The 26,271-nt window shown below is 67.1% G+C and carries 40 protein-coding genes and 1 pseudogene; 29 read left to right on the top strand and 12 right to left on the bottom strand.

From position 1 onward, the window contains the following. The first annotated feature begins 267 nt into the window (after positions 1 to 267). The 12 genes and pseudogenes from KBZ12_RS06650 to KBZ12_RS06595 form a co-directional block, all read left to right on the top strand. Positions 268 to 900, top strand: a complete 633-nt coding sequence (locus tag KBZ12_RS06650) for a DUF4351 domain-containing protein (protein ID WP_254957120.1) — start codon at positions 268 to 270, stop codon at positions 898 to 900. After that, complete coding sequence (locus KBZ12_RS06645; protein WP_254957119.1) at positions 876 to 2,264, top strand: DUF2887 domain-containing protein; 1,389 nt, start codon at positions 876 to 878, stop codon at positions 2,262 to 2,264. The genes KBZ12_RS06650 and KBZ12_RS06645 overlap by 25 nt, the downstream gene beginning before the upstream one ends. Before the next feature lie 205 nt (positions 2,265 to 2,469). Continuing rightward, the gene (locus tag KBZ12_RS06640) at positions 2,470 to 2,634 is read left to right on the top strand and encodes a photosystem II reaction center protein K (protein WP_254957118.1); all 165 of its coding nucleotides are present in this window, start codon (positions 2,470 to 2,472) and stop codon (positions 2,632 to 2,634) included. Between the two features lie 30 nt (positions 2,635 to 2,664). Next, positions 2,665 to 2,838, top strand: coding sequence for a hypothetical protein (locus tag KBZ12_RS06635; protein ID WP_254957117.1), 174 nt, complete (start codon positions 2,665 to 2,667; stop codon positions 2,836 to 2,838). 111 nt (positions 2,839 to 2,949) lie between these two features. Then, entirely contained in the window at positions 2,950 to 3,225 is a 276-nt protein-coding gene (locus KBZ12_RS06630; RefSeq protein WP_254957116.1) for a type II toxin-antitoxin system Phd/YefM family antitoxin, read from the top strand. After that, positions 3,212 to 3,481 (top strand): Txe/YoeB family addiction module toxin, encoded by a 270-nt coding sequence (locus KBZ12_RS06625; RefSeq protein ID WP_254957115.1) that lies wholly within the window; start codon positions 3,212 to 3,214, stop codon positions 3,479 to 3,481. Before KBZ12_RS06630 ends, KBZ12_RS06625 begins: the two co-directional genes overlap by 14 nt. A gap of 142 nt (positions 3,482 to 3,623) precedes the next feature. After that, on the top strand, positions 3,624 to 3,911 hold the full coding sequence (locus tag KBZ12_RS06620) for an AbrB/MazE/SpoVT family DNA-binding domain-containing protein (RefSeq protein WP_254957114.1): 288 nt from the start codon (positions 3,624 to 3,626) through the stop codon (positions 3,909 to 3,911). 15 nt (positions 3,912 to 3,926) lie between these two features. Continuing rightward, positions 3,927 to 4,334, top strand: a complete 408-nt coding sequence (locus tag KBZ12_RS06615; protein ID WP_254957113.1) for a putative toxin-antitoxin system toxin component, PIN family — start codon at positions 3,927 to 3,929, stop codon at positions 4,332 to 4,334. Between the two features lie 116 nt (positions 4,335 to 4,450). Beyond that, a complete protein-coding gene (locus KBZ12_RS06610; protein ID WP_315859418.1) occupies positions 4,451 to 4,831 on the top strand; it encodes a DUF433 domain-containing protein in 381 nt (126 codons plus the stop codon). Between the two features lie 76 nt (positions 4,832 to 4,907). Next, on the top strand, positions 4,908 to 5,141 hold the full coding sequence (locus KBZ12_RS06605; RefSeq protein ID WP_254957111.1) for a hypothetical protein: 234 nt from the start codon (positions 4,908 to 4,910) through the stop codon (positions 5,139 to 5,141). A 93-nt stretch (positions 5,142 to 5,234) separates the two neighbouring features. After that, positions 5,235 to 5,666, top strand: a complete 432-nt coding sequence (locus tag KBZ12_RS06600; RefSeq protein ID WP_254957110.1) for an antitoxin Xre-like helix-turn-helix domain-containing protein — start codon at positions 5,235 to 5,237, stop codon at positions 5,664 to 5,666. Positions 5,667 to 5,705: 39 nt separating this feature from the next. Then, positions 5,706 to 5,918: pseudogene (locus KBZ12_RS06595) on the top strand (RES family NAD+ phosphorylase); the annotation flags it as partial. Between the two features lie 10 nt (positions 5,919 to 5,928). On the opposite strand, the gene KBZ12_RS06590 reads toward KBZ12_RS06595, so the two are convergent. Further along, positions 5,929 to 6,132 (bottom strand): DUF4143 domain-containing protein, encoded by a 204-nt coding sequence (locus KBZ12_RS06590; protein WP_254957109.1) that lies wholly within the window; start codon positions 6,130 to 6,132, stop codon positions 5,929 to 5,931. Positions 6,133 to 6,162: 30 nt separating this feature from the next. On the opposite strand from KBZ12_RS06590, the gene KBZ12_RS06585 reads away from it, so the two are divergent. The 3 genes from KBZ12_RS06585 to KBZ12_RS06570 all read left to right on the top strand — a co-directional run bounded on the left by KBZ12_RS06585 (position 6,163) and on the right by KBZ12_RS06570 (position 7,979). Beyond that, positions 6,163 to 6,612: a DUF4351 domain-containing protein gene (locus KBZ12_RS06585; protein WP_254957108.1), complete on the top strand. Its 450-nt coding sequence runs from the start codon at positions 6,163 to 6,165 to the stop codon at positions 6,610 to 6,612. After that, on the top strand, positions 6,609 to 7,016 hold the full coding sequence (locus KBZ12_RS18400; RefSeq protein WP_261359853.1) for a DUF4351 domain-containing protein: 408 nt from the start codon (positions 6,609 to 6,611) through the stop codon (positions 7,014 to 7,016). The genes KBZ12_RS06585 and KBZ12_RS18400 overlap by 4 nt, the downstream gene beginning before the upstream one ends. A gap of 297 nt (positions 7,017 to 7,313) precedes the next feature. After that, positions 7,314 to 7,979 (top strand): hypothetical protein, encoded by a 666-nt coding sequence (locus tag KBZ12_RS06570; RefSeq protein ID WP_254957107.1) that lies wholly within the window; start codon positions 7,314 to 7,316, stop codon positions 7,977 to 7,979. A gap of 198 nt (positions 7,980 to 8,177) precedes the next feature. On the opposite strand, the gene KBZ12_RS06565 is transcribed toward KBZ12_RS06570, so the two are convergent. Beyond that, a complete protein-coding gene (locus KBZ12_RS06565; protein WP_254957106.1) occupies positions 8,178 to 12,194 on the bottom strand; it encodes a magnesium chelatase subunit H in 4,017 nt (1,338 codons plus the stop codon). A 137-nt stretch (positions 12,195 to 12,331) separates the two neighbouring features. Between KBZ12_RS06565 and dapB the strand changes: the two genes are divergently transcribed. The 5 genes from dapB to KBZ12_RS06540 all read left to right on the top strand — a co-directional run bounded on the left by dapB (position 12,332) and on the right by KBZ12_RS06540 (position 15,631). Further along, positions 12,332 to 13,198, top strand: coding sequence for a 4-hydroxy-tetrahydrodipicolinate reductase (gene dapB, locus KBZ12_RS06560; RefSeq protein ID WP_254957105.1), 867 nt, complete (start codon positions 12,332 to 12,334; stop codon positions 13,196 to 13,198). 19 nt (positions 13,199 to 13,217) lie between these two features. After that, complete coding sequence (locus tag KBZ12_RS06555; protein ID WP_254957104.1) at positions 13,218 to 13,865, top strand: hypothetical protein; 648 nt, start codon at positions 13,218 to 13,220, stop codon at positions 13,863 to 13,865. A gap of 65 nt (positions 13,866 to 13,930) precedes the next feature. Further along, positions 13,931 to 14,188, top strand: a complete 258-nt coding sequence (locus KBZ12_RS06550; protein WP_254957103.1) for a high light inducible protein — start codon at positions 13,931 to 13,933, stop codon at positions 14,186 to 14,188. 80 nt (positions 14,189 to 14,268) lie between these two features. Then, complete coding sequence (locus KBZ12_RS06545) at positions 14,269 to 15,498, top strand: FAD-dependent monooxygenase (protein WP_254957102.1); 1,230 nt, start codon at positions 14,269 to 14,271, stop codon at positions 15,496 to 15,498. Next, complete coding sequence (locus KBZ12_RS06540; protein ID WP_396100754.1) at positions 15,461 to 15,631, top strand: DUF2949 domain-containing protein; 171 nt, start codon at positions 15,461 to 15,463, stop codon at positions 15,629 to 15,631. The genes KBZ12_RS06545 and KBZ12_RS06540 overlap by 38 nt, the downstream gene beginning before the upstream one ends. Positions 15,632 to 15,634: 3 nt before the next feature. Here KBZ12_RS06540 and KBZ12_RS06535 read toward each other — a convergent pair whose 3' ends face one another. Continuing rightward, positions 15,635 to 16,174: an adenine phosphoribosyltransferase gene (locus KBZ12_RS06535; RefSeq protein ID WP_254957100.1), complete on the bottom strand. Its 540-nt coding sequence runs from the start codon at positions 16,172 to 16,174 to the stop codon at positions 15,635 to 15,637. Between the two features lie 67 nt (positions 16,175 to 16,241). On the opposite strand from KBZ12_RS06535, the gene KBZ12_RS06530 reads away from it, so the two are divergent. From KBZ12_RS06530 to KBZ12_RS06515, 4 genes are all read left to right on the top strand, one after another. Then, positions 16,242 to 16,796: a DUF3038 domain-containing protein gene (locus KBZ12_RS06530; protein WP_254957099.1), complete on the top strand. Its 555-nt coding sequence runs from the start codon at positions 16,242 to 16,244 to the stop codon at positions 16,794 to 16,796. A 19-nt stretch (positions 16,797 to 16,815) separates the two neighbouring features. Then, positions 16,816 to 17,442: a DUF4335 domain-containing protein gene (locus KBZ12_RS06525; protein ID WP_254957098.1), complete on the top strand. Its 627-nt coding sequence runs from the start codon at positions 16,816 to 16,818 to the stop codon at positions 17,440 to 17,442. A gap of 80 nt (positions 17,443 to 17,522) precedes the next feature. After that, the gene (locus tag KBZ12_RS06520) at positions 17,523 to 17,768 is read left to right on the top strand and encodes a hypothetical protein (protein WP_254957097.1); all 246 of its coding nucleotides are present in this window, start codon (positions 17,523 to 17,525) and stop codon (positions 17,766 to 17,768) included. An 11-nt stretch (positions 17,769 to 17,779) separates the two neighbouring features. After that, positions 17,780 to 18,157 (top strand): hypothetical protein, encoded by a 378-nt coding sequence (locus KBZ12_RS06515; RefSeq protein WP_254957096.1) that lies wholly within the window; start codon positions 17,780 to 17,782, stop codon positions 18,155 to 18,157. Between the two features lie 13 nt (positions 18,158 to 18,170). Here KBZ12_RS06515 and KBZ12_RS06510 read toward each other — a convergent pair whose 3' ends face one another. After that, positions 18,171 to 18,362, bottom strand: a complete 192-nt coding sequence (locus KBZ12_RS06510) for a hypothetical protein (RefSeq protein WP_254957177.1) — start codon at positions 18,360 to 18,362, stop codon at positions 18,171 to 18,173. A gap of 28 nt (positions 18,363 to 18,390) precedes the next feature. On the opposite strand from KBZ12_RS06510, the gene KBZ12_RS06505 reads away from it, so the two are divergent. Beyond that, on the top strand, positions 18,391 to 18,903 hold the full coding sequence (locus tag KBZ12_RS06505) for a hypothetical protein (RefSeq protein WP_254957095.1): 513 nt from the start codon (positions 18,391 to 18,393) through the stop codon (positions 18,901 to 18,903). Here KBZ12_RS06505 and KBZ12_RS06500 read toward each other — a convergent pair. After that, the gene (locus KBZ12_RS06500) at positions 18,837 to 18,998 is read right to left on the bottom strand and encodes a hypothetical protein (protein WP_254957094.1); all 162 of its coding nucleotides are present in this window, start codon (positions 18,996 to 18,998) and stop codon (positions 18,837 to 18,839) included. The genes KBZ12_RS06505 and KBZ12_RS06500 overlap by 67 nt on opposite strands. Positions 18,999 to 19,135: 137 nt before the next feature. Between KBZ12_RS06500 and KBZ12_RS06495 the strand changes: the two genes are divergently transcribed. Together KBZ12_RS06495 and KBZ12_RS06490 are read left to right on the top strand one after the other, a co-directional pair. Beyond that, positions 19,136 to 19,642 carry a tryptophan-rich sensory protein gene (locus KBZ12_RS06495; protein WP_254957093.1) on the top strand — a complete coding sequence of 169 codons (507 nt, stop codon included), beginning with the start codon at positions 19,136 to 19,138 and terminating at the stop codon, positions 19,640 to 19,642. Then, positions 19,608 to 21,167, top strand: coding sequence for a bifunctional aminoglycoside phosphotransferase/ATP-binding protein (locus KBZ12_RS06490; protein ID WP_254957171.1), 1,560 nt, complete (start codon positions 19,608 to 19,610; stop codon positions 21,165 to 21,167). The genes KBZ12_RS06495 and KBZ12_RS06490 overlap by 35 nt, the downstream gene beginning before the upstream one ends. A gap of 3 nt (positions 21,168 to 21,170) precedes the next feature. On the opposite strand, the gene KBZ12_RS06485 is transcribed toward KBZ12_RS06490, so the two are convergent. The 3 genes from KBZ12_RS06485 to KBZ12_RS06475 all read right to left on the bottom strand — a co-directional run bounded on the left by KBZ12_RS06485 (position 21,171) and on the right by KBZ12_RS06475 (position 23,136). Then, positions 21,171 to 22,295, bottom strand: coding sequence for a DUF4912 domain-containing protein (locus tag KBZ12_RS06485; RefSeq protein ID WP_254957092.1), 1,125 nt, complete (start codon positions 22,293 to 22,295; stop codon positions 21,171 to 21,173). A 62-nt stretch (positions 22,296 to 22,357) separates the two neighbouring features. Next, positions 22,358 to 22,672 carry a hypothetical protein gene (locus tag KBZ12_RS06480; protein WP_254957091.1) on the bottom strand — a complete coding sequence of 105 codons (315 nt, stop codon included), beginning with the start codon at positions 22,670 to 22,672 and terminating at the stop codon, positions 22,358 to 22,360. A 71-nt stretch (positions 22,673 to 22,743) separates the two neighbouring features. Beyond that, a complete protein-coding gene (locus tag KBZ12_RS06475; RefSeq protein WP_254957090.1) occupies positions 22,744 to 23,136 on the bottom strand; it encodes a cupin domain-containing protein in 393 nt (130 codons plus the stop codon). Positions 23,137 to 23,216: 80 nt separating this feature from the next. Here KBZ12_RS06475 and KBZ12_RS06470 point away from each other — a divergent pair, with 80 nt between their 5' ends. Beyond that, the gene (locus tag KBZ12_RS06470; RefSeq protein WP_254957089.1) at positions 23,217 to 23,717 is read left to right on the top strand and encodes a LexA family transcriptional regulator; all 501 of its coding nucleotides are present in this window, start codon (positions 23,217 to 23,219) and stop codon (positions 23,715 to 23,717) included. A 6-nt stretch (positions 23,718 to 23,723) separates the two neighbouring features. On the opposite strand, the gene KBZ12_RS06465 is transcribed toward KBZ12_RS06470, so the two are convergent. Continuing rightward, positions 23,724 to 23,927 (bottom strand): hypothetical protein, encoded by a 204-nt coding sequence (locus tag KBZ12_RS06465; protein ID WP_254957088.1) that lies wholly within the window; start codon positions 23,925 to 23,927, stop codon positions 23,724 to 23,726. Positions 23,928 to 24,075: 148 nt separating this feature from the next. On the opposite strand from KBZ12_RS06465, the gene KBZ12_RS06460 reads away from it, so the two are divergent. Continuing rightward, a complete protein-coding gene (locus KBZ12_RS06460; protein WP_254957087.1) occupies positions 24,076 to 24,354 on the top strand; it encodes a hypothetical protein in 279 nt (92 codons plus the stop codon). Positions 24,355 to 24,368: 14 nt separating this feature from the next. Here the strand turns inward: KBZ12_RS06460 and folP are convergent, their stop codons facing one another. The 3 genes from folP to KBZ12_RS06445 all read right to left on the bottom strand — a co-directional run bounded on the left by folP (position 24,369) and on the right by KBZ12_RS06445 (position 26,240). Further along, positions 24,369 to 25,169: a dihydropteroate synthase gene (gene folP, locus KBZ12_RS06455; protein WP_261359865.1), complete on the bottom strand. Its 801-nt coding sequence runs from the start codon at positions 25,167 to 25,169 to the stop codon at positions 24,369 to 24,371. A gap of 80 nt (positions 25,170 to 25,249) precedes the next feature. Beyond that, positions 25,250 to 26,011 carry a triose-phosphate isomerase gene (gene tpiA, locus KBZ12_RS06450; protein WP_254957085.1) on the bottom strand — a complete coding sequence of 254 codons (762 nt, stop codon included), beginning with the start codon at positions 26,009 to 26,011 and terminating at the stop codon, positions 25,250 to 25,252. Positions 26,012 to 26,021: 10 nt separating this feature from the next. Continuing rightward, positions 26,022 to 26,240 carry an RNA-binding S4 domain-containing protein gene (locus KBZ12_RS06445; protein ID WP_254945851.1) on the bottom strand — a complete coding sequence of 73 codons (219 nt, stop codon included), beginning with the start codon at positions 26,238 to 26,240 and terminating at the stop codon, positions 26,022 to 26,024. Positions 26,241 to 26,271: the final 31 nt, after the last annotated feature.

Below are 26,271 nucleotides of genomic sequence, written 5' to 3'. Positions count from 1 at the left end.
CTCTAAATCGTTCCCATGATTAGTGCGCAGGACCTTCGCCAGCCAGCGCCGTGCAGCACTGGCCTGCTTTCGCTGCGCCAACCTTCGTCGGGCAAGCGATAGGCCAAGATTCCCAGTACAGCCAGCAATCCCCTTGCGGGGCTGCGACAGGTTGCAAAGCAGTACGTGTAAACCTGCCAACTCTGGCCGATGCCAGGTTCGATTTGCAGGGGTCGGCCTAACCGCGGGAATCATCCCCTTGATCTTGACATCGCCGAAACGGGGCGTTTGCTGCAACAGCAGCAACGCCAGGGCCGGCCGATCCGCCACTGGCAGGTGGTGGTGATCTGCCCGTCGCGGGAGCTGAATTTCGGCGACCCCACACCGGTGCGGGAGTTTGTGGAGCGTCGGGTGGTGTGGATCGAACTGGCACCCGAACGCTTACCCCCAACGGCACCGCCCCTGCAGAGGGCCCTTGGCATGCTGCTGCTGCCGGAAGAGCAACTGCCCGCATGCTCCAAGGCGATCCGCACAGAGGCTGCCGGCACCAGCCTCGATGCCGAGATCGACGATGTGATCGCCGCTATCCTGGTGTCACGCTTTAGCGGCCGCACCGTTCCTGAGATCTGCGCCATGGGTGGGATCATCGCCTACGACTTCACGAGCAGCGTGGCCTACCGCGAGATATTTGGGCTGGGCCACCAGCAAGGCGAGCAAAAGGGCGAGCAAAAAGGCCGCCAAGCTGAAGCCGCTGCCATCTCCCTCCGCTTGCTTGGGCATCGCTGCGGCGCCTTGACCCCCGGCCAACATTCCCGCATTCAGGACCTCCCGCTCAGCGCGCTTGAGGCTCTTCTCGACGCCCTGCTCGACTTCCAGGGGCCTGACGACCTAAACGCTTGGCTCAGCCGCCACGCCGGCTGAACCCCTCACGCTTCAGCGGCCGCACCATTCCTGAGATCTGCGCCATGGGTGGCCTCACCGTCGACGACTTCACAAGCAGCGTGGCCTACCGCGAGATCTTTGGGCTGGGCCGGCAAGAGGGTCGGCGGCTCGCCTACCAGGAGGAATGGCAGGAAGGACGCCGAATCGAAGCCGCCGTCATCGCCCAGATCTGGCTCCAGCGCTGCTGCGGACCCATCACTCCCTGCCTGAAAGCATGCATCGAAGCCCTCCCTCACCCTGCTCTGGAATCCCTGCACGACGTTTTGTTCGATTTCAAGGGGCCTGAGGATCTGAGCGCCTGGCTGAGCCGCCACGCCGACTTGGCCGATCTCACCCGCGAAGGCGAACAAACCGCACTGTCTGGCTTCTCTTGCTCATCTCCTGCTGATGGTGGTGAGCCAAGCCTGGCTGAGAGTGACATCGTTGCTTCACCGAGGCAGCACCTGGCTGCATCACAACTAGAGCCGAACTTCAGCCCCGTGGTCGCCAGCGACAAGCTCTTCTTCTGGCTGTTCCAACAGCACGCCGAGCGCCTCCAGCCCCTGGTGGCTGAACTCCTGCCCCGGATGGAGGGCTATGTGTTCAGCGCACCGGTGCTGAAGGAAAGGGAATACCGGCTCGATGGCCTGTTCCTACCGCCCGCCGATCAGCCCGAGTTGCCGGTAGTGATCCTGGAGGCCCAGATGGCGGCCGATCCAGACTTCCTGCTGCGGCTGAATGCCGAAACGGGGCGTTTGCTGCAACAGCAGCAACGCCAGGGCCGGCCGATCCGCCACTGGCAGGTGGTGGTGATCTGCCCGTCGCGGGAGCTCAATTTCGGCGACCCCACACCGGTGCGGGAGTTTGTGGAGCGGCGGGTGGTGTGGATCGAATTGCTCCCCGAGCGTTTACCCCCAACGGCGCCACCCCTGCAGAGGGCCCTTGGGATGTTGCTGCTGCCGGAAGACCAGCTGCCCGCATGCTCCAAGGCGATCCGCACAGAGGCTGCCGGCACAAGGCTGGATTCCGAGATTGATGATGTGATCGCCGCTATCCTGGTGTCACGCTTTAGCGGCCGCACCGTTCCCGAGATCTGCGCCATGGGTGGGATCACCGTCGACGACTTCACCAGCAGCGTGGCCTACCGCGAGATTTTTGGGCTGGGCCGCCAGGAGGGCCGCCAGACCGAAGCCGTTGGCATCTCCCTCCGCCTGCTCGAGCACCGCTGCGGCTCTCTGACCCCCAACCAACAGGCCCGCATCCAAGCGCTCTCCCTTAGTGCGCTTGAGACCCTGTTAGTAGCCCTTCTCGACTTCCAGGGGCACGAGGACCTCAACGCCTGGCTGAGCCGCAACGCCGGCTGAGCCCCTCACGCTTTAGCGGCCGCACCGTTCCCAAGCACTGCGCCAGGTGCTGCAAGCCCGTTAGCGATTGCGCCGCAGGCCTGGTGGCCCATCCGCCGGAGCCTGGAACCTTCCAGGCAGCCCGCAACACCTGGCGGAGCTAACCGCAGCCGCTGGCATCCCTCAACCCACAGGCCTCCTGCACTCCGATCGGCCCCAACTCCCCATGGCGCACCTCCTGCTGGCCGGTCTCGCTTCCCACAGCACCCCGCTGGTCCAGCTGCCCGAGGCCTACCAGGCCTTCGGCCCGTCGGTGGACATCCTGCCGATCATCCCCCTCTTCTTCCTGCCGCTGGCCTTCGTGTGGCAGGCCTCGGTGGGGTTCCGCTGACCTTGCAGCACCCACCTCACCCTGGCGGTGATGGCGGGCTGGATGCGGCAATGCGGCGATTTGCCGATCGATCTAGCCGACGCTTCGCTGCTCTGGGTGACCCAGGAGCAGGGGCTGCGGCGAATCGCCACCCTCAATCGACGCGACTTCGGGATCGTCCGATTCCCTGGTGGAGAATGCCTCGAAAACCTGCTGGATGCATGAGCATGCTGTGGCTGGCTGCAGATCCCTGAGCAGCGTGCCGTGGAGATCTGGCGCGCCTCCAGTGCCACCGGCGCGGCCCCATACTGTTGTACGTCGAGTTGGACGACTCCGATGCAGGTGGTGAGTTTTTCGGAAGCCCGCGAGAGTTTCAAGGCCGTCCTCGATCGCGTCGAGGCTGACGCCGATGTGACTCTCATCACCCGCCGCCATGCCCAGGGTGCAGTGCTGATGTCGCTCGCCACCTACAACAGCCTCATCGAAACCGTGCATCTGCTCCGTTCTCCCGCGAATGCCGCCCATCTGCAGCGCTCGTTGGAGCAGGCCGAGCGCGGTGAATGGCTTGAGCATGCCCTGATCGAGCCGGGCCAGGCTGGTGCCGGAAGCTGAGCGGCTGGCTTGGACGCCGGCGGCATGGGACGACTACCTTCAATGGCAGGGTCACGACCGCCAACAACTGCGGCGGATCAACCAACTGATCCAGGTCGCTTTGCGCGATCCCTTTGCGGGCATCGGCAAGCCGGAACCTTTGCGTGAAAACCTCGCCGGGTGCTGGTCGCGCCGGATCGATCAGGAGCATCGTCTCGTCTACCGGCTGGAGGGCAAGGACCTGGTGATCCTCGCTTGCCGGTATCACGACCGGTGAAGTGATTCAGCGCTGCTCGTCTGGCTGCTGATCCCCTGCGTCCGGGCCTGCCGCCGCCAGCTGCATCCACGCACCCCAAATGACGGCTGTGCGCATCCAGCCGGTGGCACTAGGATGAATTTCAGAAATTCTGCTGGTTGCGATGGGCAATCCCCTTGCCGATGGGTCACGCGAGGAGCCACTTCGCGAGGTTCTGACCGTGTCGCGGCGTGGCCAGATCACCCTGCCTGCTGGCATGCGGCGGCACCTTGGCATCGCACCCGGGGGCGCTGTGATCGTGGAGGAGTGCGAAGGCGAGCTGCGACTCAAGCCTGCTGCTGTGCTGGAAGTGGCTCACTACAGCGATGCTCAGATCGCTCAATGGGATCGCGCCGATGTGCTTTCAACCGCAGAACGCCAGGACATCCTTCAGCGCCTGCTCCAGCACTGATGCTCTTCCGCAGGGATGACCAGGCTGTTTTTAGACGCGAATGTGTTGTTCACCGCTGCCCACAATCCCCAGGGAAAGGCGGCGCTGATCATCAGCCTCGGCCAGCACCGTCTGGTGGAGTTGGCCACCAGTGCCTATGCCGGAGAGGAGGCACGGCGCAACCTCGCGCGGAAATTCCCGAAGGCTCTCGAACCTTTCGAAACCATGCTGGCGCACCTGACTATCGTGGCGGATGACATCACCATTGCCTGCCCTGCTTCCCTTGCTGAGAAAGATCACCCGATCTATCGCGCTGCTCAGGCCTGCAGAGCCGATGTGCTGCTTACCGGCGATCTGCGCGATTTCGGCCCTTTCATGAACCAACCTCAACGCACTGGAGGTCTCCTGATCCAGACGGTGGCGTCCTACTTGGAGGGCCTCTGAGCAGTGTTGATTCGCCGACTTGCCACCGGTAGGGCAATCCTCTGAACCACCAGCGCCGCAACAGGGCCCACCCATTGCCCTGCAGGGATTTGAGCAGCGATCCCTCAGCACCGGCTATGCACAAACCCTTCAGCTGGAGATGGTGGCGGACAACCCTTGGGGCCGGACTCTTAACGCTGGTTGGGTCCCATGTGGTTGGCCTGCCGATGCGATCACAACCAGGTCTCGGTTGGACGGGCTGTTCGGCCGTGGAGCAAGACCCCCTTAGGCTTAGCGGCGCCTGGGTGTTTCGCAACACCCGCATTCCGGTCGCCGCCCTGTTTGAAAATCTGGAGGATGGAGTCTCCCTGGCGGAGTTCGTCGAGATCTTCCCCGGGGTCACCCGGGAGCAGGCACGGTTGGTGCTGGAGCATGCCGCCAGAAGCACGGCTGCAGCACCACCAGCTGGCTCAGGATTCGACAGGTCACAGAACGCGCCCAGGCCACGATTGCCTTGATCAATACCGGTGGCTACGAAGAACTGCTGGTTCCCTGAAACAATATGATGTCTTTTGCCCCCTCACGTGCACCCTGATGGAGGCTCCCCTGGTGCGGATCCCGGTCGCCCCTTCGGCCCGCTCACCGGAGACAGCTCCCGTCGTCGGGGTCCTCACTCCCTATGCCTTCAGCAGCACGCCCTTCGATCTCCTGGATTGGTCCCTGGAGATCAGCGCCGATGGTGTGATCGGCATCTGCTTTGCTGGCGGCCTCACGGCCCAGTTCACAAGGGAGCAGTTTCTTGTGGCGGGGCGCTGGCCTGGGCTTTGAGAGGGCTGCCATCCTCTGTAGCTAAAGTGGCTTCAGATGATCACTCATGCTTTCCCGGCATGCCCTGATGTGGTGATCGCTTCCCCTGTTGGCTTGGATCCCGCCGACCGTGCCGGGGCCTTCTGGCAGTGCGCCGTTGATCAGGCTGCGCTGAGCGAGCAGCAGCGCCTCGAGGCCATTGAGCAGGGATGGAGCAGCCGCTGGTTGGTCGCCCTGCGGGAACACCTGCATCTGCGGCTTGCCGAGCTCGAATCGCTGCTGGCGATGTCGGAGGCAACGCTGGCGCGGCGTGTGCGCCAGGAAGGCCCCCTGGAACCCGCGGTTTCGGAGCGCCTGGATCGCCTGCTGGAGGCAATCGGCCTCGCGCACGGCGTGTTCGAGGATCCCCTCACCACCGAAACCTGGCTCAAGGTGCCCCATCCGTTGCTGCATCAGGTGTCTCCGTTGCAGCACTGCCGCACGGCGATCGGGGCCGCCCAGGTGCGGCGGCTCCTGCAGGCGATGGAGCAGGGTACTCCGGTGTGATCAAGGCATGGCGGCCCCGATCCCAGCGATCTCCCGCCGGGCTGGGATGCCATTCCCCACAGCCGCTCCAGCGCAGCCTTCGGTGGCCGCTGGCTCCGCGAAGCTGGTCAGCTGGCTCTGGTGCTGCCCTCGGTGGTGGTGCCGCAGGCCCGCAACCTGATGCTCAACCCACTCCATCCCGCCATCACCACGGTGGCGTTGCTCGATCAGGTTCCCTTTCGCCTGGATCAGCGGCTCACGGGCTCCGGATGAGCCCGGCTCCTCAACCCCGCTGCTGCAGCACCTGTGCCCGTTCATGGAGTCGGTAGCTGCGCTCAGCGGGGGTGATCACCAGCAGTTGCTTGATCACGAATCCCTCCCAGGCGGCCCCCAGACGGGGGTGCTGCAGCAGGGCGTCCTGGCTGGGAATCTGCAGCAGTTGATACAGCAAACCGCTATCGCGGAAGTAGCCCTTCGGTGCCTTCACCTGGCGTTTGAGGGAGTTGACCTGCCACGGTTGCAGCAGCTGCCCGCCTGTTCGGAACAGATCCGCTCGAAGGTCGCGGGCACAAGTCTTGAAGTCGAGCTCGATGATGTAATCGCCGCTATCCTATTGACACGCTTCAGCGGCCGCACTGTTCCTGAGATCTGCGCCATGGGTGGAATCACCGTCGACGACTTCACCAGCAGCGTGGCCTACCGCGAGATCTTTGGGCTGGGCCACCAGCAAGGTGAGCAAAAGGGCCGGCAAGCCGGCCTTCAAGAGGGCCAGGAACAAGGCCGCCAAGTCGAAGCCATCGCCCTCACCCTCCGCCTGCTTGAGCACCGCTGCGGCGCCTTGACCCCCAGCCAACAGGCCCGCATCCAAGCGCTCTCGCTCACTGCGCTTGAGACCCTCTCGGTTGCCCTGCTCGACTTCCAGGGGACTGACGACCTAAACGCTTGGCTCAGCCGCCACGCCGGTTGAGCCCCTCACGCTTCAACGGCCGCACCATTCCTGAGATCTGCGCCATGGGTGGCCTCACCGCCTACGACTTCACCAGCAGCGTGGCCTACCGCGAGATTTTTGGGCTGGGCCACCAGCAAGGCGAGCAAAAGGGCCGGCAAGCCGGCCTTCAAGAGGGCCGGCAAGCCGGTCTTCAAAAGGGCCGGCAGGCAGGCCTTCAGGAGGGCCAGGAAAAAGGCCGCCAGACCGAAGCCGCTGCCATCACCATCCGCCTGCTTGAGCACCGCTGCGGCGCTCTGACCCCCAGCCAACGGGCCAGCATCCAAGCGCTCCCGCTCAGTGCGCTTGAGACCCTCTCGGTTGCCCTGCTCGACTTCCAGGGGCCTGACGACCTCAATACCTGGCTGAGTCGCTACGCCGGCTGAGCCCCTCCAGCTTCAGCGGCCGCACCGCTGCCGAGATCTGCGCCATGGGTGGGATCACCGCCTCCGCCCTCACCCTCCGCCAGCAAAACCGCTGCGGCGCTCTGACCTCCAGCCAACGGGCCACAGCCAAGAGCCCCAGCTCGCGGCGATGGATCGCTATGGTTGGGGGTTGATGCAAATGGTCGGGGCATGAGCCAACCGCCAAACAGAGCCTTGGGTGTGTCATCAAATCAACACTTAGGTCGCATTGACGCCTCGTGTGTGTGACCTGTAGATCCAAACAAAAGAACTTTTCACATGCGCGCCAATTTTAAATTTTTCTTGCCATTGTTGCTGACACCAGCATGTTTATCTGGTTCTGCCCATGCTGCAACCTGCTTCTTTAGTAATTTGTCAGCTTGCAACGTTACCGAAAATGGTGTTCAGTTTTCAGGTTTTACGTTCACAGGATTTACTCCTGGCTTAAGTGATAGTCTCCAGATTGCCGGGTTTTCGAATCGTGGTGGTGAAGTCAACCTCCTATTCAATCCGTCTCGTGCGAACCAAATATCACTAAATGCTTCTATTAACTATACAGTCACCTTAATTCCCACTCCGCTTTTTAATTATACTTTCGATGAAGCCTTTACCGGAGGTGGTGTCAACAGTTTTAGTGGTACCAATGCCGCTACCGTTACACTTTCTGCTCCTGGTCTTACCAGCCCAGCTACTTTTACAAGAACGGGAAGTTTCGCAAGTGCAACAACAGGGTCATTCCAGCCACAGCTAACTTCGCAGACCTTTACACAATCTTTTACCTTTAATCCTACAACATTGAGTGCTTCTCTCAACGCTGTTGTTGGTTCATGGACTGCTAGTGCAAACCCAGTACCAGGAGTACCAGGCCCACTTCCCTTGCTGGGCGCAGCCACGGCTTTTGGTCTGTCACGTAAGCTTCGTTCTCGCATCCGTTCTGCAGCGTGATTTCTTAGACCGTATGCTCAAAGCCTCCCGCAAGGGAGGTTTTTTGTACATTAATCCTTCTATTTACCTGGAGCTGCGCTGCTGCTGGCGATGCCATGGTTCTCCTCAGTGCCTGCGGCCAGCTGCTTGCTTCAAGGCTCTACCGCCTGTACTAATGGCCCACGCCAGCGGGTTGATTGATCAACCAACCGCTGCTGATCAGCTGCTCACCCCCTCAATCCGATCCTCAATCTCCTGATAGATCTCCTGCAACTGGGCGATGTTCTCAGCTGAGGTTTGCCAGTAGCCGCGGCCGTTCACCTCCAGCAGGGTGCCCACAATGCGGCGGAAGCTGTGGGGGTTGAGCTCCAGCAGCCGCTGACGCATCTCGGCATCGTTGATGAAGGTGTCGTTGGCCTCTTCATACACGAAATTATCCACGGCACCGCTGGTGGCGCTCCAACCCAGGGTGAAGTTGAGCCGTTTGGCCACCTCGCGCACCCCTTCGTAGCCCGAGTTGAGCATGCCCTCGTACCACTTGGGGTTGAGCAGCTTGGTGCGGGAATCGAGCCGGATCGTTTCGCTCAAGCTCCGCACCTGGGCGTTGGCCGTGGTAGTGTCGGCGATGTAGCTGGTGGGGGCCTTGCCGTCGGCCCGCAATCCCGCGATCAGCTTGGTGGGGTCGGAGTCGAAGTAGTGGCTCACATCGGTGAGCGAGATCTCGGCGGAATCGAGGTTTTGGAAGGTAACATCAGCAGTTTTCATCGCCGCTTCAAACACTTCACGGTTTTGATTCATCTCGCCGGGGTTGTCGGCATTAAAAGCAAAGGTTTTGCGGGAGAGATACATCTCCTGCAGTTCGCCCTCCTCCTCCCAGGTGCTGTTCTCCACCGCCAGGTTCACATTGGAGGAGTAGCTACCGCTGGCGTTCGAAAACACGCGGGTGGCGGCGTCCCGCAGCGAGATGCCCTGCTCGGCGGCCTGCTCCTGGCTGTGCTTGCGCACAAAGTTCATCTCCAGGGGCTCCTCGGCCTCGGCGGCCATCTTCACCCCCTGGTCGATCAGGCCCATCTGGTTGATGAACAGGTCGCGGAACACGCCCGAGCAGTTCACCACCACATCGATGCGAGGCCGGCCCAGCTCTTCGAGCGAGATCAGCTCCAGCTTGTTCACCCGGCCGAGGGAATCGGCCACCGGCCGCACGCCGATGAACCAGAGGATCTGGGCCAGCGATTCGCCGTAGGTCTTGATGTTGTCGGTGCCCCAGAGCACGCAGGCGATCGTTTCCGGCCAGCTGCCCTGCTCCGCCTTCTGGCGCTCGATCAGCCGGTCCACCACCACCTTGGCGGCGGCGATCGCCGCCCGGGTGGGAATCGATTGGGGATCGAGGGCGTGGATGTTCTTGCCGCTGGGCAGCACGCCGGGATTGCGGATCGGATCGCCACCAGGCCCCGGCAGCACATACTCGCCATCGAGGGCCCGCAGCAGGCTCTCCATCTCCATATCGGCGCAGATCTGCTCCAGGCAGAAGCGCAAATAGGCGAACTGGCGATCCAGCTCGGTGACGTCCACATCGGCAAAGCCCGCCTGGCGGCAGGCGCTCAGCCAGGGGGAGGGCAGGCGGTAGCCGAAGCGCTCCAGCAGATCGAAGAACCAGACGAAGCGGCGCTGCAGGCTGACCCGGCCATCGCTGCCGGTGACCTGGCGCACCATGGCCCCCACCGCCGAACGGCAGGCCTCGGTGATCACCCGGTTGAGCTCCACATCCGCCAGCACGCCTTCATCGTTGCCCCGGTACACCTCCGCGATCGTGCGCCCCCGGCTCTCGGCCAGCAGCCCCGGCAGCGAACGCAGTCCCTCCTCCTCCCGCTCCAGGGCGGCAATGCTCACCAGGGTGGCGACCGCCTCCTCGGCGGTGGGCGGCTTGCCGATGGTGTGCAGCCCGCAGGGGAGCAGCCGGCTCTCGATCTCCATCAGCTGGCGGTACACGGCTCCCACCACCCCATCCCGGCCGTCGAGGTCGAGGGCCGCCGCGTCGGCCTCACCCTCGGGCAGGACCACGTCCTTGTCGAGGTTGCACTGGCGGGCGGTTTCGATGATCGCGTTGACGATCTGCACACCCCGGGAGCTCTCGCGCAGCTGCTGGTAGGACCCCACCAGCTCACCCAGCTCCTTGAGCCCCTTATAGAGGCCGGCGTTCTCGGCCGGAGGGGTGAGGTAGCTGATCGTGGAGGCGTAACCGCGCCGCTTGGCGATGGTGGCCTCCGATGGGTTGTTGGCGGCGTAGTAGTAGAGGTTGGGCAGGGCGCCGATGAGGGAATCGGGGTAGCAGGTTTCGCTCATGCCCATCTGCTTGCCGGGCATGAACTCCAGGGAGCCATGGGTGCCGAAGTGAAGCACCGCATCGGCGCCCCACACCTTCTCCAGATAGGTGTAGTAGGCGGCGAAGCCGTGGTGGGGGCTGGCGCTGCGGGAATAGAGCAGGCGCATCGGATCGCCCTCGTAGCCGAAGGTGGGCTGCACCCCCACGAACACGTTGCCGAAGTGGCGGCCGTAGATGAGCAGGTTGGTGCCGTCGGAGTTGAGGCTGCCCGGGGGCTTGCCCCAGTTCTCTTCCAGGCGCTCGGAATAGGGGGTGAGCCGCTCGTATTCCTCCACGCTCATGCGGTGGGCGATCGACAGCTCCGGAGCGCCCTGCAGCGCCTCGGGATCGTTGATCACCGCCTCCATCAGGGCCTTGGAATCGCGCGGCAGGTCCTGCACGTCATAGCCCTTGGCCTTCATCTCCTCCAGCACCCGATGGATGGAGCCGAACACATCGAGGTAGGCCGCGGTGCCCACGTTGCCCTTGTCGGGGGGGAAGCTGAACACCGTGATGGCCAGTTTCTTTTCGGAGCGGGGCTTGATTCGCAGCGACGCCCAGCGGATGGCCCGCTCGGCGATGGCATCCACCCGGTCCTGCAGGGTGTGGGCCTTGCCGGTGGCGTCGTCGCGCCCCGAAAGCACGATCGGTTCGATGGCGCCGTCGAGCTCGGGGATGGCGATCTGCAGGGCCACCTGCACCGGGTGCAGCCCCAGATCGCTCTCTTCCCACTCCTGGGTGGTCTGGAAGACCAGGGGCAGGGCCACCATGTAGGGGCGGTTGAGCCGCTTGAGGGTCTCGATGGCCTTGGGGTGATCCTGGCGGGCCGGGCCGCCCACCAGGGCGAAGCCGGTGAGGCTCACCACCCCGTCCACCAGGGGCTGCTCAGGGTTGAGGGGGTCGTAGAAGAAAGAGGAGACGGGCCTGGAGAAATCCAGACCGCCGCAGAACACGGGGATCACCGTGGCGCCCCGGTACTCCAGCTCCTGAATGATGGCTACGTAGTGGGCGTCATCGCCGGTGACGATGTGGCTGCGCTGCAGCACCAGGCCGATCACCGGGCCCCGGCGGGCCTTCTCGCTGAGATCGGCGCGGCTGGCGCTCCAGTTGAGGTATTCCTTGAGGTCCTCGAACATGCCCGGGGCCATCGGGTGCCAGATGCCCAGGTCCGGGAACACCACCGGGTCGGCCACCGTCAGCTGGGGCCGTCCCAGCTCCGCTTTGCCGAAGACGTAGCGGTCGGCCAGCATCAGCAGGAAGTTACGCAGGTTGTCCGGCGTTCCCCCCAGCCAGTACTGGAAGCTGAGCATGAAGGAACGGGCGTCCTGGGCCTTCTCCACCGGCAGGTACTTGAGCACCGTCGGCAGGGTGTTCAGCAGCTTGAGCATGGCGTCCTGGAAGCCGGCCCCATTGGCTTCCTTGCGCTTGCGCATGAACTGGGCGATGGCGCTCTTGCTCTGGCCCAGCTGGGCCATCGAGAAGGTGCCCAGCTTGTTGAGGCGCATCACCTCCGGCATCGACGGGAACACCACCACCGCCTTGAGCCGGTCGCGGTGGGGGGCCACGGCCTCCACCACCTTCTGGGCCAGATCCTCGATGAAGATCAGCGAGGCGATGAAGACATCGGCCGCCGCCACGTCGGCGCAGAAGTCGGCGTAGTTGGCCGGGTCGCGCAGCTCCTCGATCAGGTAGCCGCTCAGCTCCACCGCCAGGGGACCGTTCTGGTCGTTGAGGCCGGTGGCGGCAGTGGTGAGGGCGTTCTGGTACTGGGGCTCGAGCACCACATACACGGCCTTCATCACCACCCGGTCGTTGGCGCCATCGGTGGGGGCAGGGCTGACCCGGCGGCTGGCGGAACGGACCTGCGTGAACATGCGGCGGAAGCGTTGAGCAATGTGAAGCAGCCTACGGAGGCCGCGCCGGGGACGCGATCGGTTGCAGCGCAGCGTTACAGGCCCACGCCCTGGCGGCGGGCCGGGCCACATAGGCTCGCCTGGAGTGCTGAGCGCCCATGACCGCGACCTCCCCGTCCCCAGCAGAGCCGGCGCCGATCCCGGTGGTGGTGGCCGGGGCCCTGGGCCGCATGGGGGCCGAGGTGATCAAGGCCGTGGTGGCGGCCCCCGACTGCGCCCTGGTGGGAGCCATCGACACCACCCCGGGCCATGAAGGGGAGGATGTGGGGCTGGCCCTGGGTCTCGGGGAGCTGGAGGTGGCGTTGAGCGCCGATTTCGAAGGCACCCTCTGCCAGGCGAGCCAGGCAGTGCGCCAGGCCGGGCCGGGCGGCGGTGCGGTGCTGGTCGACTTCACCCATCCCAGCGTCGTCTTCGAGCACTGCCGCGGCGCCTTCGCCTATGGCGTCCATCCGGTGATCGGCACCACCGGCCTGCGTCCCGACCAGCTGGCGGACCTGGCCCGCTTTGCCGACAAGGCCTCGATGGGGGGCGCCGTGGTGCCGAACTTCTGCGTGGGCATGGTGCTGCTGCAGCAGGCGGCGGCGGCGGCGGCCCGCTTCTACGACTACGCCGAGCTCACCGAGCTGCACCACAACCGCAAGGCCGATGCCCCCAGCGGCACCTGCCTCAAGACCGCCGAACTGATGGAGGAACTCGGCAAACCGTTCAATCCCCCCCAGGTGGAGGAGCACGAGAGCCTGGCCGGCTGCCGGGGCGGACAGCGGGACAGCGGCCTGCGGCTGCATTCGGTGCGGCTGCCCGGGCTGGTGGCCCACCAGGAGGTGATGTTCGGCTCCCCAGGCGAGACCTACACCCTGCGCCACGACACGATCGACCGCAGTGCCTACATGCCCGGGGTGTTGCTCACGGTCCGCAAGGTGCGCAGCCTGGGCGGCCTTGTCTATGGACTGGAGAGGCTCCTGTGAGCTGCCCCCCCAAGAGTCGATGCTGATCCCCCTCAAACCCGGCGAACTGGTACGCCTGATCCCGGCGGTGGCCACGGGCTCCCAGTTCAGCGCCAGCAGCGGCGACCCGCGCAAACTGCTGCAGCGGGTGCTGATTTCGGTGATCGGCGGGGTGATCGCGCTGCTGATCAGCCAGGTGCTCCTGTTCCGCAGCCAGGCCGGCCCGGTGTTCCTGGTGGTGGGCTTCGTGTTCCTTCTGTATGTGCTGTGGGGGCCGATCCTGGAGGCGGGCCGCCGCAACGCCCTGCTGCGGCGTTACCCGGCGGCCGCGATCTTCGAGGGGGTGGTGGCCGACCTGTTCCGGCGGGAGGTGGTGGAGAACCGGCGGGAACAGGCCAACCGCCAGGGGCGGCTTGAGCTGGTGGAGAACCGGCGCACCTGGCTGTGCCTGGAGCTGGAGGACGAGGAGGGCTACCTGGGCCAGATCCGCTTCCCCCTGGAGAAGAAGCACGAGCTGATCCGACCGGGAATGGTGATCCGCTGCCTGGTGCTGAGCGAGCGCAAGGACTTCTCCCGCATCGGCGCCCTCTCCGATGGCTGGCTGCCCCAGTTGAAGCAGTGGGTGGGGGAATACCCCTACCTGCTGCGGCCGGCCTTCGAGGAGCTCTGCCTCAGGCGCCTGGGGTGAGGGAAGCTGGACGGAACCGAAACATTGCGTTACAATTCGCGTAACACTTCTCAAGGAGTTCTCCCATGACCGCCACCCCCACCGCCCTCGATCGTTCCGCCATCCGCGGCGCCACCGTCACCACCGAAGACGGCGGCCGCCTCAACGCCTTCGCCACCGAGCCCCGCATGGAAGTGGTGAGCGCCGAGAGCGGCTGGGGCTTCCACGAGCGCGCCGAGAAGCTCAACGGCCGCATGGCCATGCTCGGCTTCATCGCCCTGCTCGCCACCGAATTCGCCCTGGGCGGCGAGGCCTTCACCCGCGGTCTGCTCGGCATCGGCTGAATCCGGCACCCCCTTCAGGCCGCCGATCACGGCGGCCCCCTTCACCGCAGCAGACTTTCTGTTGCGGCTTTTTTGTGGCCATGCGCCCTTCGCTCCTCGCCCGGATCAACGGAGCCGGCCCCACCGGCGCCCTGACGGCCCTGGCCCTGGCGCAGGCCGGCTGGCACGTGAGCCTCCACGATCCCCTCTCCCCCGAGGCGCTGCAGGGCCGGGAGCGGGCCTATGCCTTCACCCATTCCAGCCGTGACCTGCTGGAGCGGCTTGGCCTCTGGGGCGAGCTGCAGCACCAGCTAGTTCCCTTCCGCCGCCTGCGGCTCCAGGACGGTGCGACGGCTCGCCGCGTCAGCTTCGATCCCACCGACCTGGGGCACGCCGGCGCGGTGGGCTGGATCGGCTCGCACCGGCCCCTGATGGCGCTGCTGCTGCGGCGCCTGGGCCAGCACCCCGCCATTGAGCTGGCGCTGGGGACGGCGACGCCGATCGCCGCCAGCGAACCCGACCTGCTCGTGGCCGCCGACGGACCCGACTCCCCCACCAGGCGGGCCCTGGGGATCGGTCAGTGGTGCCACACCTACGCCCAGGCCTGCCTCACCGTGCAGGTGCAGATGGGTGGCGGCGCCGACGACGAAGCCTGGGAGCTGCTGCGGCCTGAAGGGCCCTTTGCGGTGCTTCCCCTCGGCGAGCGCCGCTTCCAGCTGGTCTGGAGTGCGCCCACGGCCCGCTGCCAGCAGCTCGAAGCCCTGGGCGGCCCTGCCTTCCTCGATCGGCTGGCGGGGGCCCTGCCGGACGATCTCCAGCCCGAGTCCCTGCTGGCGGCGCCTCGCCGTTTTCCGGTGGCCCTGCAGCTGGCCCGCCGCCTGCATCGCGGCCGCACGGTGCTGGTGGGCGAAAGCGCCCACCGCTGCCATCCGGTGGGCGGTCAGGGGTTGAATCTCTGCTGGCGGGATGTGGCGGTGCTGCACCAGCTCGCCGAACAGGCCGCCCGGGGAACGCTCTCCCCGCGTCGCCTGGCTGCGGCCTATGGGCGCCGCCGCTGGCCCGATCTGTTGCTCACCCTGCTGGCCACCGACCTTCTGGTGCGGCTCTTCTCCAACCGTCAGCCCCTGCTGCTGCCCCTGCGCAGCCTGGCCTTCGGGGTCCTGTCGCGGTTCGGCTGGAGCCGGGGCCTGGCCCTGCGGGCCATGACCCAGGGGCCTTGCCGCCTGCGCCAGGCACTCCCAGCATGGGGCGATGGTGATCAGCAGCACTCCCCAGCCCCTGCCCTCTCCGGCCATGGTGCGCTTCCTGCGCCATCAGCTCGGCCTGAGTGAGAACGCCCTGCAGCTGGGCATCAAGCAATCCCAGCTGGAGCAGGCGCCGCTGCCGGCGGTGCTCTGGCGGTTCGGCCTGATCAGCCTCGAACAGTTCGACACCGTCCTGACCTGGCAGGACCAGCAGGGCTGAGGCTCAGCTGTAGATGATCAGCGACTCGATCGGATGCTCCTGCGGCAGCCGGTTGCGACCCTCCAGGGCCGCCAGTTCAGCCAGAAAGCCAAAGCCGCACAGCTCCCCACCGGCCTTCAGCACCAGCTCGGTGCAGGCCGCGGCGGTGCCGCCGGTGGCCAGCAGATCATCGACGATCAGCACCCGCGAGCCCTCGCCAAGGGCATCGCTGTGCATCTCCAGCCGGTCGGTGCCGTACTCGAGGCTGTAGTCGACCCCGATCACCTCGCCGGGCAGCTTGCCGGGCTTGCGCACCGGCACGAAGCCGACGCCGACGACGGTGGCCAGAGCGGTGCCGACGATGAAGCCGCGGGATTCGATGCCCACGATCAGGTCAGGCTGCACCCGCTCGCAGAGCAGGCCCAGCAGGCGGATGGCCTCGCCCCAGCCCTCGGGATCCCGCATCAGGGGGGTGAGGTCACGGAAGAGAATTCCCGGCTTCGGAAAGTCGGGAATGTCCCTGACCCAGGTGCGCAGATCGATCGATGAAGGGCTGCTGGGCATCGTGCTGGTGAAGGGACCGGTACCGGCGACGTGACGGATGGACGGCGCCGCTGGCATCATCGCAGTTATGGCCAAGGACACTTCGGAAGCGGCAAACCCGGACCGCCCCTCCAGCCCCCTGCCCCGCAGGGGACTGGAGCGGCTTGATCTGATGCTGCTCTGCATGGAGGCGCTCGACCTCAACGGCGGCGAGGCGATGGTCTGGATGAGCGAGCAGCTGGGCTATGGCGGGCTCTTCCCCAACCGGGTGGAGCTGTGGAAGCGGCGCTGCCACAACCCACTGCGGCGCACCTGCCGGCGCGGCGAGGTTCCCGTCGACGAAACCGATGCCCTGATCCGCATCCTCTGCGTCATGGCCGATCGCCTGTATCCGATGCTGCGCTCCCTGCTCTCCAGCAGCGAGCCGGAGGCGGTGGCAAGCGAACGCTGGGCGCTGTTCCAGGGGCGTCTGCTGGAACTGGTGCAGGAACGCATGAATCCCCGCCGCAGCGGCGTGCAGAAATTGCTCGATCCCACCGATGGGGCCGCCCAGCGGCTGCAGCTGGTTCAGGGCCTCAGCCTCTGTGCCGGCCACGGCGGCTTCGAGCGCATCAAGGCCAGCCTGATGGACGCGGTGGCCTGAGCCCCCCCCTGAGACCCCCATGGTTCAGAGTTCCGTGATGAAGCAGAGCCTCGTCTTCGATCAGCTCAGCTGCCGCCTGCAGGTGGAAGGGCTCCCCGACGTCTCCATCGGCCAGAGCGGTGCTGCCCTCGGCATCATCACCGGCTGGAGCCTGCAGTGGGTGGGCCGCCCCCTGCTGGAGGGGCGGCGTGAACACCTGCAGGCGCTGATGCAGGTGGTGCTGCCCTACGCCCGCCACCTGATCAGCGGCGTGCGCCGCGACTTCAGCATCGCTGGTGAACCCGTCGACATCGGCCCCCACCCCGAGGGTGGCCACCGGCTTCTGTTGCGCAGCAGCCAACCCGACACCCCCCCGCTGGAGATGCATCTCGATGATGCGGAACTGGCGGATCTGGTGCGGGTTCTGGATCTGTTGCGCCTCGATCCCCGCATCCAGCTCCCCCTGGATCTGCCGGAGCCGGAGCCCCTCGGCCCCAGGGAACTGCTGGAGCGGATCCCCCTGCATCGCCGGCTGACGGCCCCCCTGGGCGGGGCAGCTGCCCTGGCCGTCTCAGCGGCCCTGGTGCTGCTGCTGCCCCCACCCGCCGTGCCGCCAACGCCCCAGGCCCCAGCCCCCCAGGCCGCTCCGGAAGCCCCCCGCCCCTGAGCCACCGGCCCGTGCCCTGTTGACTTCGGCCCCGCTCTGGTCACACTGGAACGACATCCTCTCTTTTCCACTGCCATGCGATGGGCATGACCTGGTCGGAACTGCGCCGCCGGGTCGCACGGCTCGGAGCGGCCCTGGATGTGGTGGTGCGCAGCGATCCGGAGGTCTGCGGCCTGAGCGGTACCCAGTTCCATCTCACACTCCACCATGGCGGGCAGGGTGACTGCACGGTCAACGACCTGTCCCTGATCGATTGCCCCAACGAGTTGGTGCTGATGGAATTCGAGCGGTGGATGCGGGGCGCCGGCTATCCGCTGGAGCCCTGACCCCCCCAGCCATGCCCCACACCCCCTACCCGCTGCACCTGCCGACACCGAGGGGACCGACGCCGGCAAAGGGGCTGGAGTTGCGCCGCCGCCGCCGCCGTCCATCCTCCCGATGGCGCCAGGTGCTGGCAGGCCTGATGCTGATCGTGGCTGGAGCGCTGATCCTTGTCGGGCTGATGCAGTTGCCGGAGCGGCTCGACGCCCTGCTCCTGGTCAGCAATGCCATCGCCAACCTGATCGGCGGGCTGGGCCGACTCAGCATGGGCATCCTGCAGCTGGGCAGCGTGATCGTGGTGGCCCTGCTGGCGCTGATGGCCCTGTTGCTGCTGGTGGGCGGCGGCGTCCGGCTGGTGCGGGGACTCACCGCCAGGCCCCGACGACCCTCCTGACGCGGCCGCAGACTCAGTGGTGCAGCTGCTGAAACCAGAACCCGGCCAGCTGCCACGACGACAACAGGAAGATCGCCAGGATCAGCCAGTTGACCCAGGCGGGCCGCTCGCGGTTCTCGAACATGGCGGCAAGGGAGTGATGTCCTTCCCGCCGATCCTGCCAGTGCGGCCGCCCCAGCGGCCGCTTCGTGACGGGCGGTGGCACCGAAGGGATGGCAACGTCCCGTCTCCGCATGGCTCCCGGCACCACTTCCGGACCAGCTTCCGGCGCCCTTCTCTCCTGTCTGGGCTTTCCCGGCTGGGGAGGATTGCACCTGATTCTCCCCAGCCGGGGCGATCCGCCCGCCCTGGCCCGGCGCCTGCACCTCTGCCTGGCGGAGCCCGGGGCAGCGGATGACGACCCCTGGGAGCCGTCGATCCCCGCCGGCCTCCTGCTACCCACCCTGCTGCGCCGCCATCGCGATCTCGAGCCCCTGGATCCTGACCACTGGCCCTGGGCCAGGGGGGCCGCCATGGCCTGGCCCCCGAGCTGGGGGCATCGTTACCTGCTGATCTGCCGCTGGGGAGCCTCCCATCCGCTGCGCCTCTCCGCCTGGCGCCGGCACAGGGAAAGCGGGGACTGGATCCGGCTCTGGGAACCCGTCCCCCTCATCGGCCTCCAGGAGCGCGTCCTGAGGGATCAGGAGACGACAAGGGCCACACCCAGTCCCAGCACCATCAAGGCGATGGCGCCCACGGCCCAGTAGGCATGGCCCTGGGCGTCTGCTCTGGTTTCGCCGATCACCATCGTGCCTTCGTCGGCGTAGAGGTTGTCGTGGTTCTCGAGGTCGTGGGTATGCATGGGGCCTCCATCAAGCTCGTGGGACCCTTCAACCGTAGGGACGTCGGGCGCTCTGGTCCGCCGGCGCGACGAACCGACATCCCATCCGTGGACGGGCCCCCGGCAGCGACCAATAATGCGCAGGTCTGCAGATGCCCGTGCCTCCCTGGCTCCTGATCCTGATCCCGCTTCTGTTGGTAACGCTGGTCATCAACCCCTCTGAGCGGGATTTCACTTGGTACCGCGCCCTCAAACGGCCCGGCAGCATGGGCATCGACCCATGGGTCCCGGCCGCGTGGTTCGTGATCACCGTCAGCTTCTATTTCTCGACGCTCGCCTTCTGGCGTGCCAACGGCGATTGGCGCTGGGTGGCCACCTACATGGCTCTGCTGGTCCTGTTGCGCAGCCAGCAATGGCTGGCCTGCCGCCTGCGCAACCTGGCCGCCGGTCTTCCCTTCTGGCTGCTGAGCTGGACGTTGACCCTGATCCTGGCCCTGATCGTGCGGCCCACCTCGCCCCTGGCGGCATGGCTGCTCGTCCCTGTCCTCGTGTGGACCCCGGCGGAAGCCATTAACGACGTCCAGATGATTGGATTGAACCGCAAACCGCACCGGAGCGGCCGTGGACCCAATGATCGCCGCCCTGCTGGATCCCGCCGCCTATGACCATCCGGTGGAACGGGTCGACTGCCTGGAAACCCACATTTCCTGGATCCTGCTCACCGGAACCCTCGCCTACAAGATCAAGAAGCCGGTGAATCTGGGCTTCGTCGATTTCTCGACGCCGGAGCGGCGCCGCTGGTTCTGCCGGGAGGAACTCCGGCTCAACCGGCGCCTGGCTCCGGACCTCTACCTGGGGCTCAGCCCCATCCATGGCCCCCCCGAGCGAGCCACGTTTCACGGCTCGGGGCCGTCGCTCGAGCTGGCCGTGCGCATGCGCCAGTTTCCCCAGAGCGCCCTGCTGGGTGCCGTGCTCGAACGCCATGGCCTCACCGACGCCCAGCTCGAAGGGTTGGCGGATGACCTGGCGGCGTTCCATGCCGCGGCCGCGGTGGCCGGCCCCGACGACCCCTATGGGGCACCGGAGATGGTGAAGGCGCCGGCCGTGGCCAACCTGGAGGTGCTGGACGCGTGCGGCCTGGTCCCCAAGCGGGATGTGCTTGCCCTGCGGCACTGGACCGACGACCAATTCGAGCGGCTGCGGCCGATCTTCACGGGACGCCGAAGCCAGGGCCGCATCCGCGAGTGCCACGGAGATCTGCACCTGGGCAACATGCTGCTGGAAGGGGAACGCCTCAGGGTCTTCGACTGCCTGGAATTCAGTCCCCAGTTGCGCTGGATCGACGTGATCAGCGACCTGGCCTTCCTGGCGATGGATCTGGAGCACCGCCACCGGCCGGACCTCGGGGCGGTGCTGCTCAACCGCTGGCTGGGTCACTGCGGTGAATACGCCGGCCTGCTCACCTGGCGCTGGTACCTGGTGTACCGATCGCTGGTGCGGGCCAAGGTCTGCGCCCTGCGCCTGGGCCAGCAGAGCCTCGACGCCGAAGCCTCGAATCTGCTGCAGCAGGACCTGGAGCGCTATCTGCTTGGCGCCAGCCGTGCCACCGCCAGCCCAACCCCCGCCCTGGTGATCACCCATGGAGTCTCCGGCAGCGGCAAGAGCCACCGGGCCCGCCAGCTCTGCCGGCGGCAGGGCTGGATCCAGCTGCGTTCCGACGTGGAGCGCAAGCGCCTCTTCGGCCGCTGGGGCCAGGGGCTGGCCCCACCGCTACAGGGAGACCCCTACCGCCCGGAGGTGAGCACCATGCTCTACGACCAGCATCTGCCGGAGCAGGCGGATCGGATTCTTGCGGCGGGGTTCTCGGTGGTGGTGGATGCCACCTTCCTGCATCGCGACCAGCGGCAGCGGATGGAGGCCCTGGCCCGCAAGCGCGGTGTCCCTTACCTGATCCTGGCCTGCCTCAGTTCACCGGAGCAGGCCAGGCGACACCTCGTGGAACGCCAGGCCCTTGGCGGCGACCCCTCCGATGCGGACGGGGCCGTGCTGGAAACCCAGCTCAGGGCCGTGGAGCCACCGGATGGGCAGGAACGGGACCGTTGCCTGGAGGTTGGGGCGCCGATCACGCCCCAGGACCTCATCGCCGCCGTGGCGGAACGCTTGGCAGGGACGGCCGGAACCCCGGCCTGAGCCCTAGAACCACTCGGCGACCGCAGCTTCGCGGCTGTTGACGTTGGCTTCCGGCGTGGAGCGGCGGAACTCCATGGTGATGCTGCGCTTCTGCTCGCCATCGGCCGCCACGGCCTCGATCGGATAGAGCTGCTGGCCATCCCGGAAGGGCACCTGCACCCGGAAGGTGCCATCGGCCGAGAGGGGCACCTCCTCGCCGCCGATGCTGAGGCGGGCAGCCGGGTCGGTGGCGCCATAGACAATCAGCTCGGCATCGGCCACCAGCCAGAAGGAGCGCTGACGGGAACCCACCCCCCCCATGCCGGAGGCGCTGCGGCCCGAGGCCCAGGGGCCGGCACCGGAGGCGGAGAACTCACCGCCGCCCTCCAGACCGGCGGCGGAATCGATCTCGTGGAAGGCCTCGGAGCCGCGGCCCAGGCGGCGCCACTGGCTGGTGGCGCTTTGGTAGAGCCGCTCATGCAGGCCGGAATCGACGGCTTCGGCGGGGGCGGGCAGGCTGGTGCTGCCGGAGGAGGGGAAGGCGTCGAGGGAGAAGGGAACGAACTGATCGAGGATCTGCTCGGAAGGATGCAGCGACGGCACCCGGGCGACCGAGGAATAGGCCAGGGAGATCCAGCCGCCGCCAGCGCCCTTGCGGTAGCCGAGCTCGACCCGGTAGTCGCGGTCGGAGAGGGGGACGGGCAGGTACCACTCGGTGGCATGGCTGTCGACCACCACCTCCTGGAGGGTGTGGGGGTGGGCCGAACCACCGGCCAGGCCGGTCACGTCGGCGACGCGCAGGCAGAGCTGGGAGGCGCCGGCATGGAGAGCATCGGAGCGGTCGTCCTCGGAGATGTCCCAGAAGACATAGGCCCACTGGGGATCGCGGGGCAGGAAGACGACGCGGGTCTCGGCAGCGGGTCGGGGGGCCGGGAGCATGTCCGCCTCCAGGGCCGCGACCGTTTGTCCCGCCGGCGCTGAAGCTTCCGGAAGCACAGCACCGGCCTCGCCCGAGTGATCAGCAATGGCCTCGGCCAGACCGTCCCTGTCCTGGGCGCTGTAGCGCCGGATCCCGAGGGTCCTGGCCAGCTCGCGCAACTGGCGCATGCTGAGGTCGGCCAGGTTCGCGAACGGGTTGGTCCTGGCCATGGCTATTTCAAGAATCGTTACATCCCATGATCGCCGATGGGATCAGGGTGGGATCGCTTCTGTCAGCGGATAGCGACAAGCCCGAAGCCGCCAGGATCACCGGGCCGCAGCCGCTGCGGGCCCTGCGTCAGGTCGGCGCCGCGGCGCTCCAGCGGCCGGCTCGGGCGCTCCGGAACGCTGGCCAGCAACGCCGACACCGTGAGCAGGGACCCCAGCATCAGCCACAGGCCCCAGCGACGGGGCAGGGCCAGGGCGTTGCCACGCCCCTGCCCCCGGCGGCGCGTGCCGCTGGCGATCCGACGGGCCCTGCCGATCCCCAGCGGCTCGCCACAGCGGGCGCAGACCATGCGACCCGCCAGGCTGCGGTCGGCGCGCACGGCCCAACTGCCGCACTTCGGACAGCCCATCCCTCTCCCGATCCACCACGGCCCCATGGTGGCGGAACGGGCTAGAGCAGTGCCGGATCGGCGCCAGCCGGCCACTCGGCCGGCGGGAGATCGGCCATCAGACGAAAATCCTCGAACGAAAAACCCGGCCCCACGCAGCAGTGCACCAGGCTCCATCGCCCCCGGCTGCGGGCCGCCTGCCACCAGAGCGCCGGTACGACCTGCAGCGGGCCCGGCTCCGGAGCATCGGTGGCCTCACCGGCGGCGTCTGCAGCGGTGAAGGGACCGAGGATCAGCCGTTCGGCCGTGCCTCCCTGCGGCGGCAGCCGCTGCCCCTCCGTCAGCAGGAAGACGATCACCGTGAGTCCGGCGCGGTGCAGCTCCCGGTACCAGCCCCCCTCCGGGTGGGGCTGCAGGGCGAAGCGGGCGATCAACGCCTCCGGGCTGGAAGCCATGGCCTGACGGCAGGGGGTCGCCGCCGATGATCCCGCGGCAGGGGCCGACTGGAGTAGAACATTCGTACTGTCGTGGGCTGATGCGTTCCCTCCCTCCCCAGGTGCCGCTGCCCCCACGGCAGGGAGCCGCGGCGCTCCTCTGTCTTTTGGCCACCGAAGCCGTCAGCGCCGGCTTCCCCAGCCCCGCGGACGACTACGTGGAGGGCCGCATCGATCTCAACGTGGAACTGATCCCCCGTCCGCTGTCCACCTTCTTCATGCGCGTCAGCGGCGATGCCATGCGAGGGGACGGCATCGTCGACGGTGACCTGCTGGTGATCGACCGCAGCGTCGATCCCCGGCCCGGCATGGTGGTGGTGGCGGTGCATGCCGGCGCCTTCCTGCTGCGGCGCCTGGCCCGCCGCGGCAACGGCCTGTGGCTGGTGGCCAGCGACGGCACCAGTCCGCCCCTGGTGCTCGTCAGCGACGAAGGGAGCGGCGGCGATGCCAGTGGCAGCAGCAATGGCGGTGGCGCGGACCTCTGGGGCGTCGTGATCCACGCCGTGCATCACCTGGCAGGCGCCCCCTCCAGGCGGCGCTGATCGGCCTCACGGATCGGCGCGATGGGGCAGGGCGCGCGCGTCGCTGGAAAGGGCCGGAGGGGTCATCAGCAGGCCGCGCCGGCGCAGCTCACGCCGGAATTCGCCGGCCAGTCCGTCCGCCATCCAGAGCTTGCGCAGATGGCCAAAGATCACCATGCAACGCAGGGCGATGGTGACGCAGACGAGCAGCTGCAGGCAGAGTTTCAGCACGGTGGGAGCAGCTGCGGCGCTGTGCTGGAACCAGCCTAGGGGCGTTGGCGGCGAGCGGCCGCCGCGGGCCGCCGCGGGCCGGCGGGAAAACGCCGTCCAGGCGTCATGCTGGGGACGATGAGCGGCAACGCCGCCCCAGCCTGCTTCGATGATCGAGCCTCTGCCGGAGCTGAGCACCGCCGAACTGGAGACCCTGCTGGCCGCCCTCGATCCGTTGCTGGATGGCTTCGGCAAGGGGGGCTCCTGCCTCGACGATGCCAGCGCCTTCCTGGAACGGCTGGGCATCGGCCAGAGCGATGGCGCCGAGACGACCTCGCCGCTGCTCCAGTGGCTGGAAAGCTGGCGGGCCGCCGGCGGCAACCGGACGACCCTGCGGCTGATGGTGCAGACCCTGCTGACGGGACGGCAGGAGGAACTGCCGGACTGATCGGCCGGACGGGATCAGGGGCGGCAGAGGGCATCGGCCATGCGGGCCGTCTGCACGATCGGCCCGACATCGTGCACCCGCAGCACATCGGCACCGGCGGCGATGGCCTGGCCGCAGACGGCCGCGGTGCCCCAGAGGCGGGCCCGGGGGCGGGGCTCAGCCAGCACCTCGCCGACGAACCGCTTGCGGGAGGGCCCCACCAGCAGGGGAAAACCCTCCGCCCGCAGCAGGGACAGCCCCCGCAGCAGGGCGAGGTTATGGGCGGTGGTCTTGGCGAAACCCAGCCCCGGATCCCAGAGGATCCGCTCCGGACGCACCCCCGCCGCCAGGGCCCGGTCGGTGGCGCGCAGCAGCTCATCACGCACCTCGGCCACCACGTCGCCATAGCGGGCCAGGGCGTCCATGGTGCGGCTGTCGCCGCGGCTGTGCATCAGCACACAGGGGCAGTCCGCGGCCGCCACCACCGTCAGCAGGGCGGGATCACGGCGGCCGGCACTGACGTCGTTGATCCAGTGGGCGCCGGCCGCCAGGGCCGCTTCGGCCACCGGGGCGAGGAAGGTGTCGATCGAGAGCAGGGGCCCTCCGGCCGCCGGGGGGGGCAGGGCCGCCAGGATCCGCACCAGGCCGGGCAGCACCCGGGCGATCTCCACCTGGGCACCGACCTCGGGCGCCCCGGGCCTGGTGCTCTGCCCCCCCAGGTCGAGTAGGTCGGCTCCTTGGCGATGCAGCAGCCGGGCCCGCCGCAGCGCCGCTTCGGGGGCCTCGAATCGGCCGCCGTCACTGAAGGAATCGGGCGTGAGGTTGAGGACCCCCATCACGAGGGTCCGATCCCCCCAGCGGAAACCGGGTGGTAGGGCGACAGACGGGGCGACAGCCACGGGGTTGGGAGCGGCGGTCAGGCCGGCACCGGCACCTGGTAGTTGGCGATGCGGGCGAAGCTGACCGGATCGAGGGAGGCGCCACCCACCAGCACGCCGTCGATGTCGCTCTGGGCCATCAGCATGTCGATGGTGGCGGGGTTGACCGAACCGCCGTACTGCACCACCACCTCCGGGTGGCCCACCCAGCCGCGGATCAGGCCGCAGATGCGGTTGGCCTCGTCGGCGGCGCAGGTCTTGCCGGTGCCGATCGCCCAGATGGGCTCGTAGGCCACGATCAGGCGCAGGGGGTCGACACCCTCCAGCCCCTGCTCCACCTGGCGGTGGATCACCCGCTCGGTTTCACGGGCTTCGCGCTGGTCGTCGCTCTCGCCCACGCACAGGATCGGAATCAGCCCCGTCTTCTGGGCGGTGCGGGCCCGCAGGTTGATCTGCTCGTCGGTTTCACTGAAATACTTGCGCGGCTCGCTGTGGCCCACGATCGCGTGGGTGACCCCGTGCTCCAGGAGCATCGGGGCGGAGATCATGCCGGTGTAGGCGCCGCTCTCCTCCCAGTGGACGTTCTGGCCGGCGATGGCGACGCCGGCGCCGGCCAGGTGCCGGCAAAGGGTGGGGATGGCCGTGAACGGCGGGGCCAGCACCACCTCACGGTCGTCGGGCAGATCGGCGATCAGGGGCCGGAAGATGGACGCAAACGCCCGCGTCTGGGCGCAGGTCATGTGCATCTTCCAGTTGCCTGCGATGACGGCCTTGCGCACGTGGTCTCCCGGCAGCGACATTCGAGGCAGGTTAAGGCGTGATGCCGCCATCGCCCCCACGGCCCAGACGGGGGGAGAGCATGAGCACCTCATGGCCGTCGATGGCCACGGCGTCACCAGGGGCCAGCTGGCGACCGCGCCGGGTCTCGATCGTGCCGTTCACGGTCACATCGCCGCGCTGGATGCGCTGCTTGGCCTCGCCGCCGGTGCCGACGAGGCCCTGCCATTTGAGGAACTGATCCAGCTTCACCGTCAGGGGACGCCCGGAGAGCGCTGATAGG

The sequence above is a fragment of the Cyanobium sp. Cruz CV13-4-11 genome (genome assembly GCF_024346055.1).
Classification (GTDB): Bacteria; Cyanobacteriota; Cyanobacteriia; order PCC-6307; family Cyanobiaceae; genus Cyanobium.
Note: the sequence above shows the minus strand (reverse complement) of the source record. Positions and strands in the feature narration are given on the sequence as shown.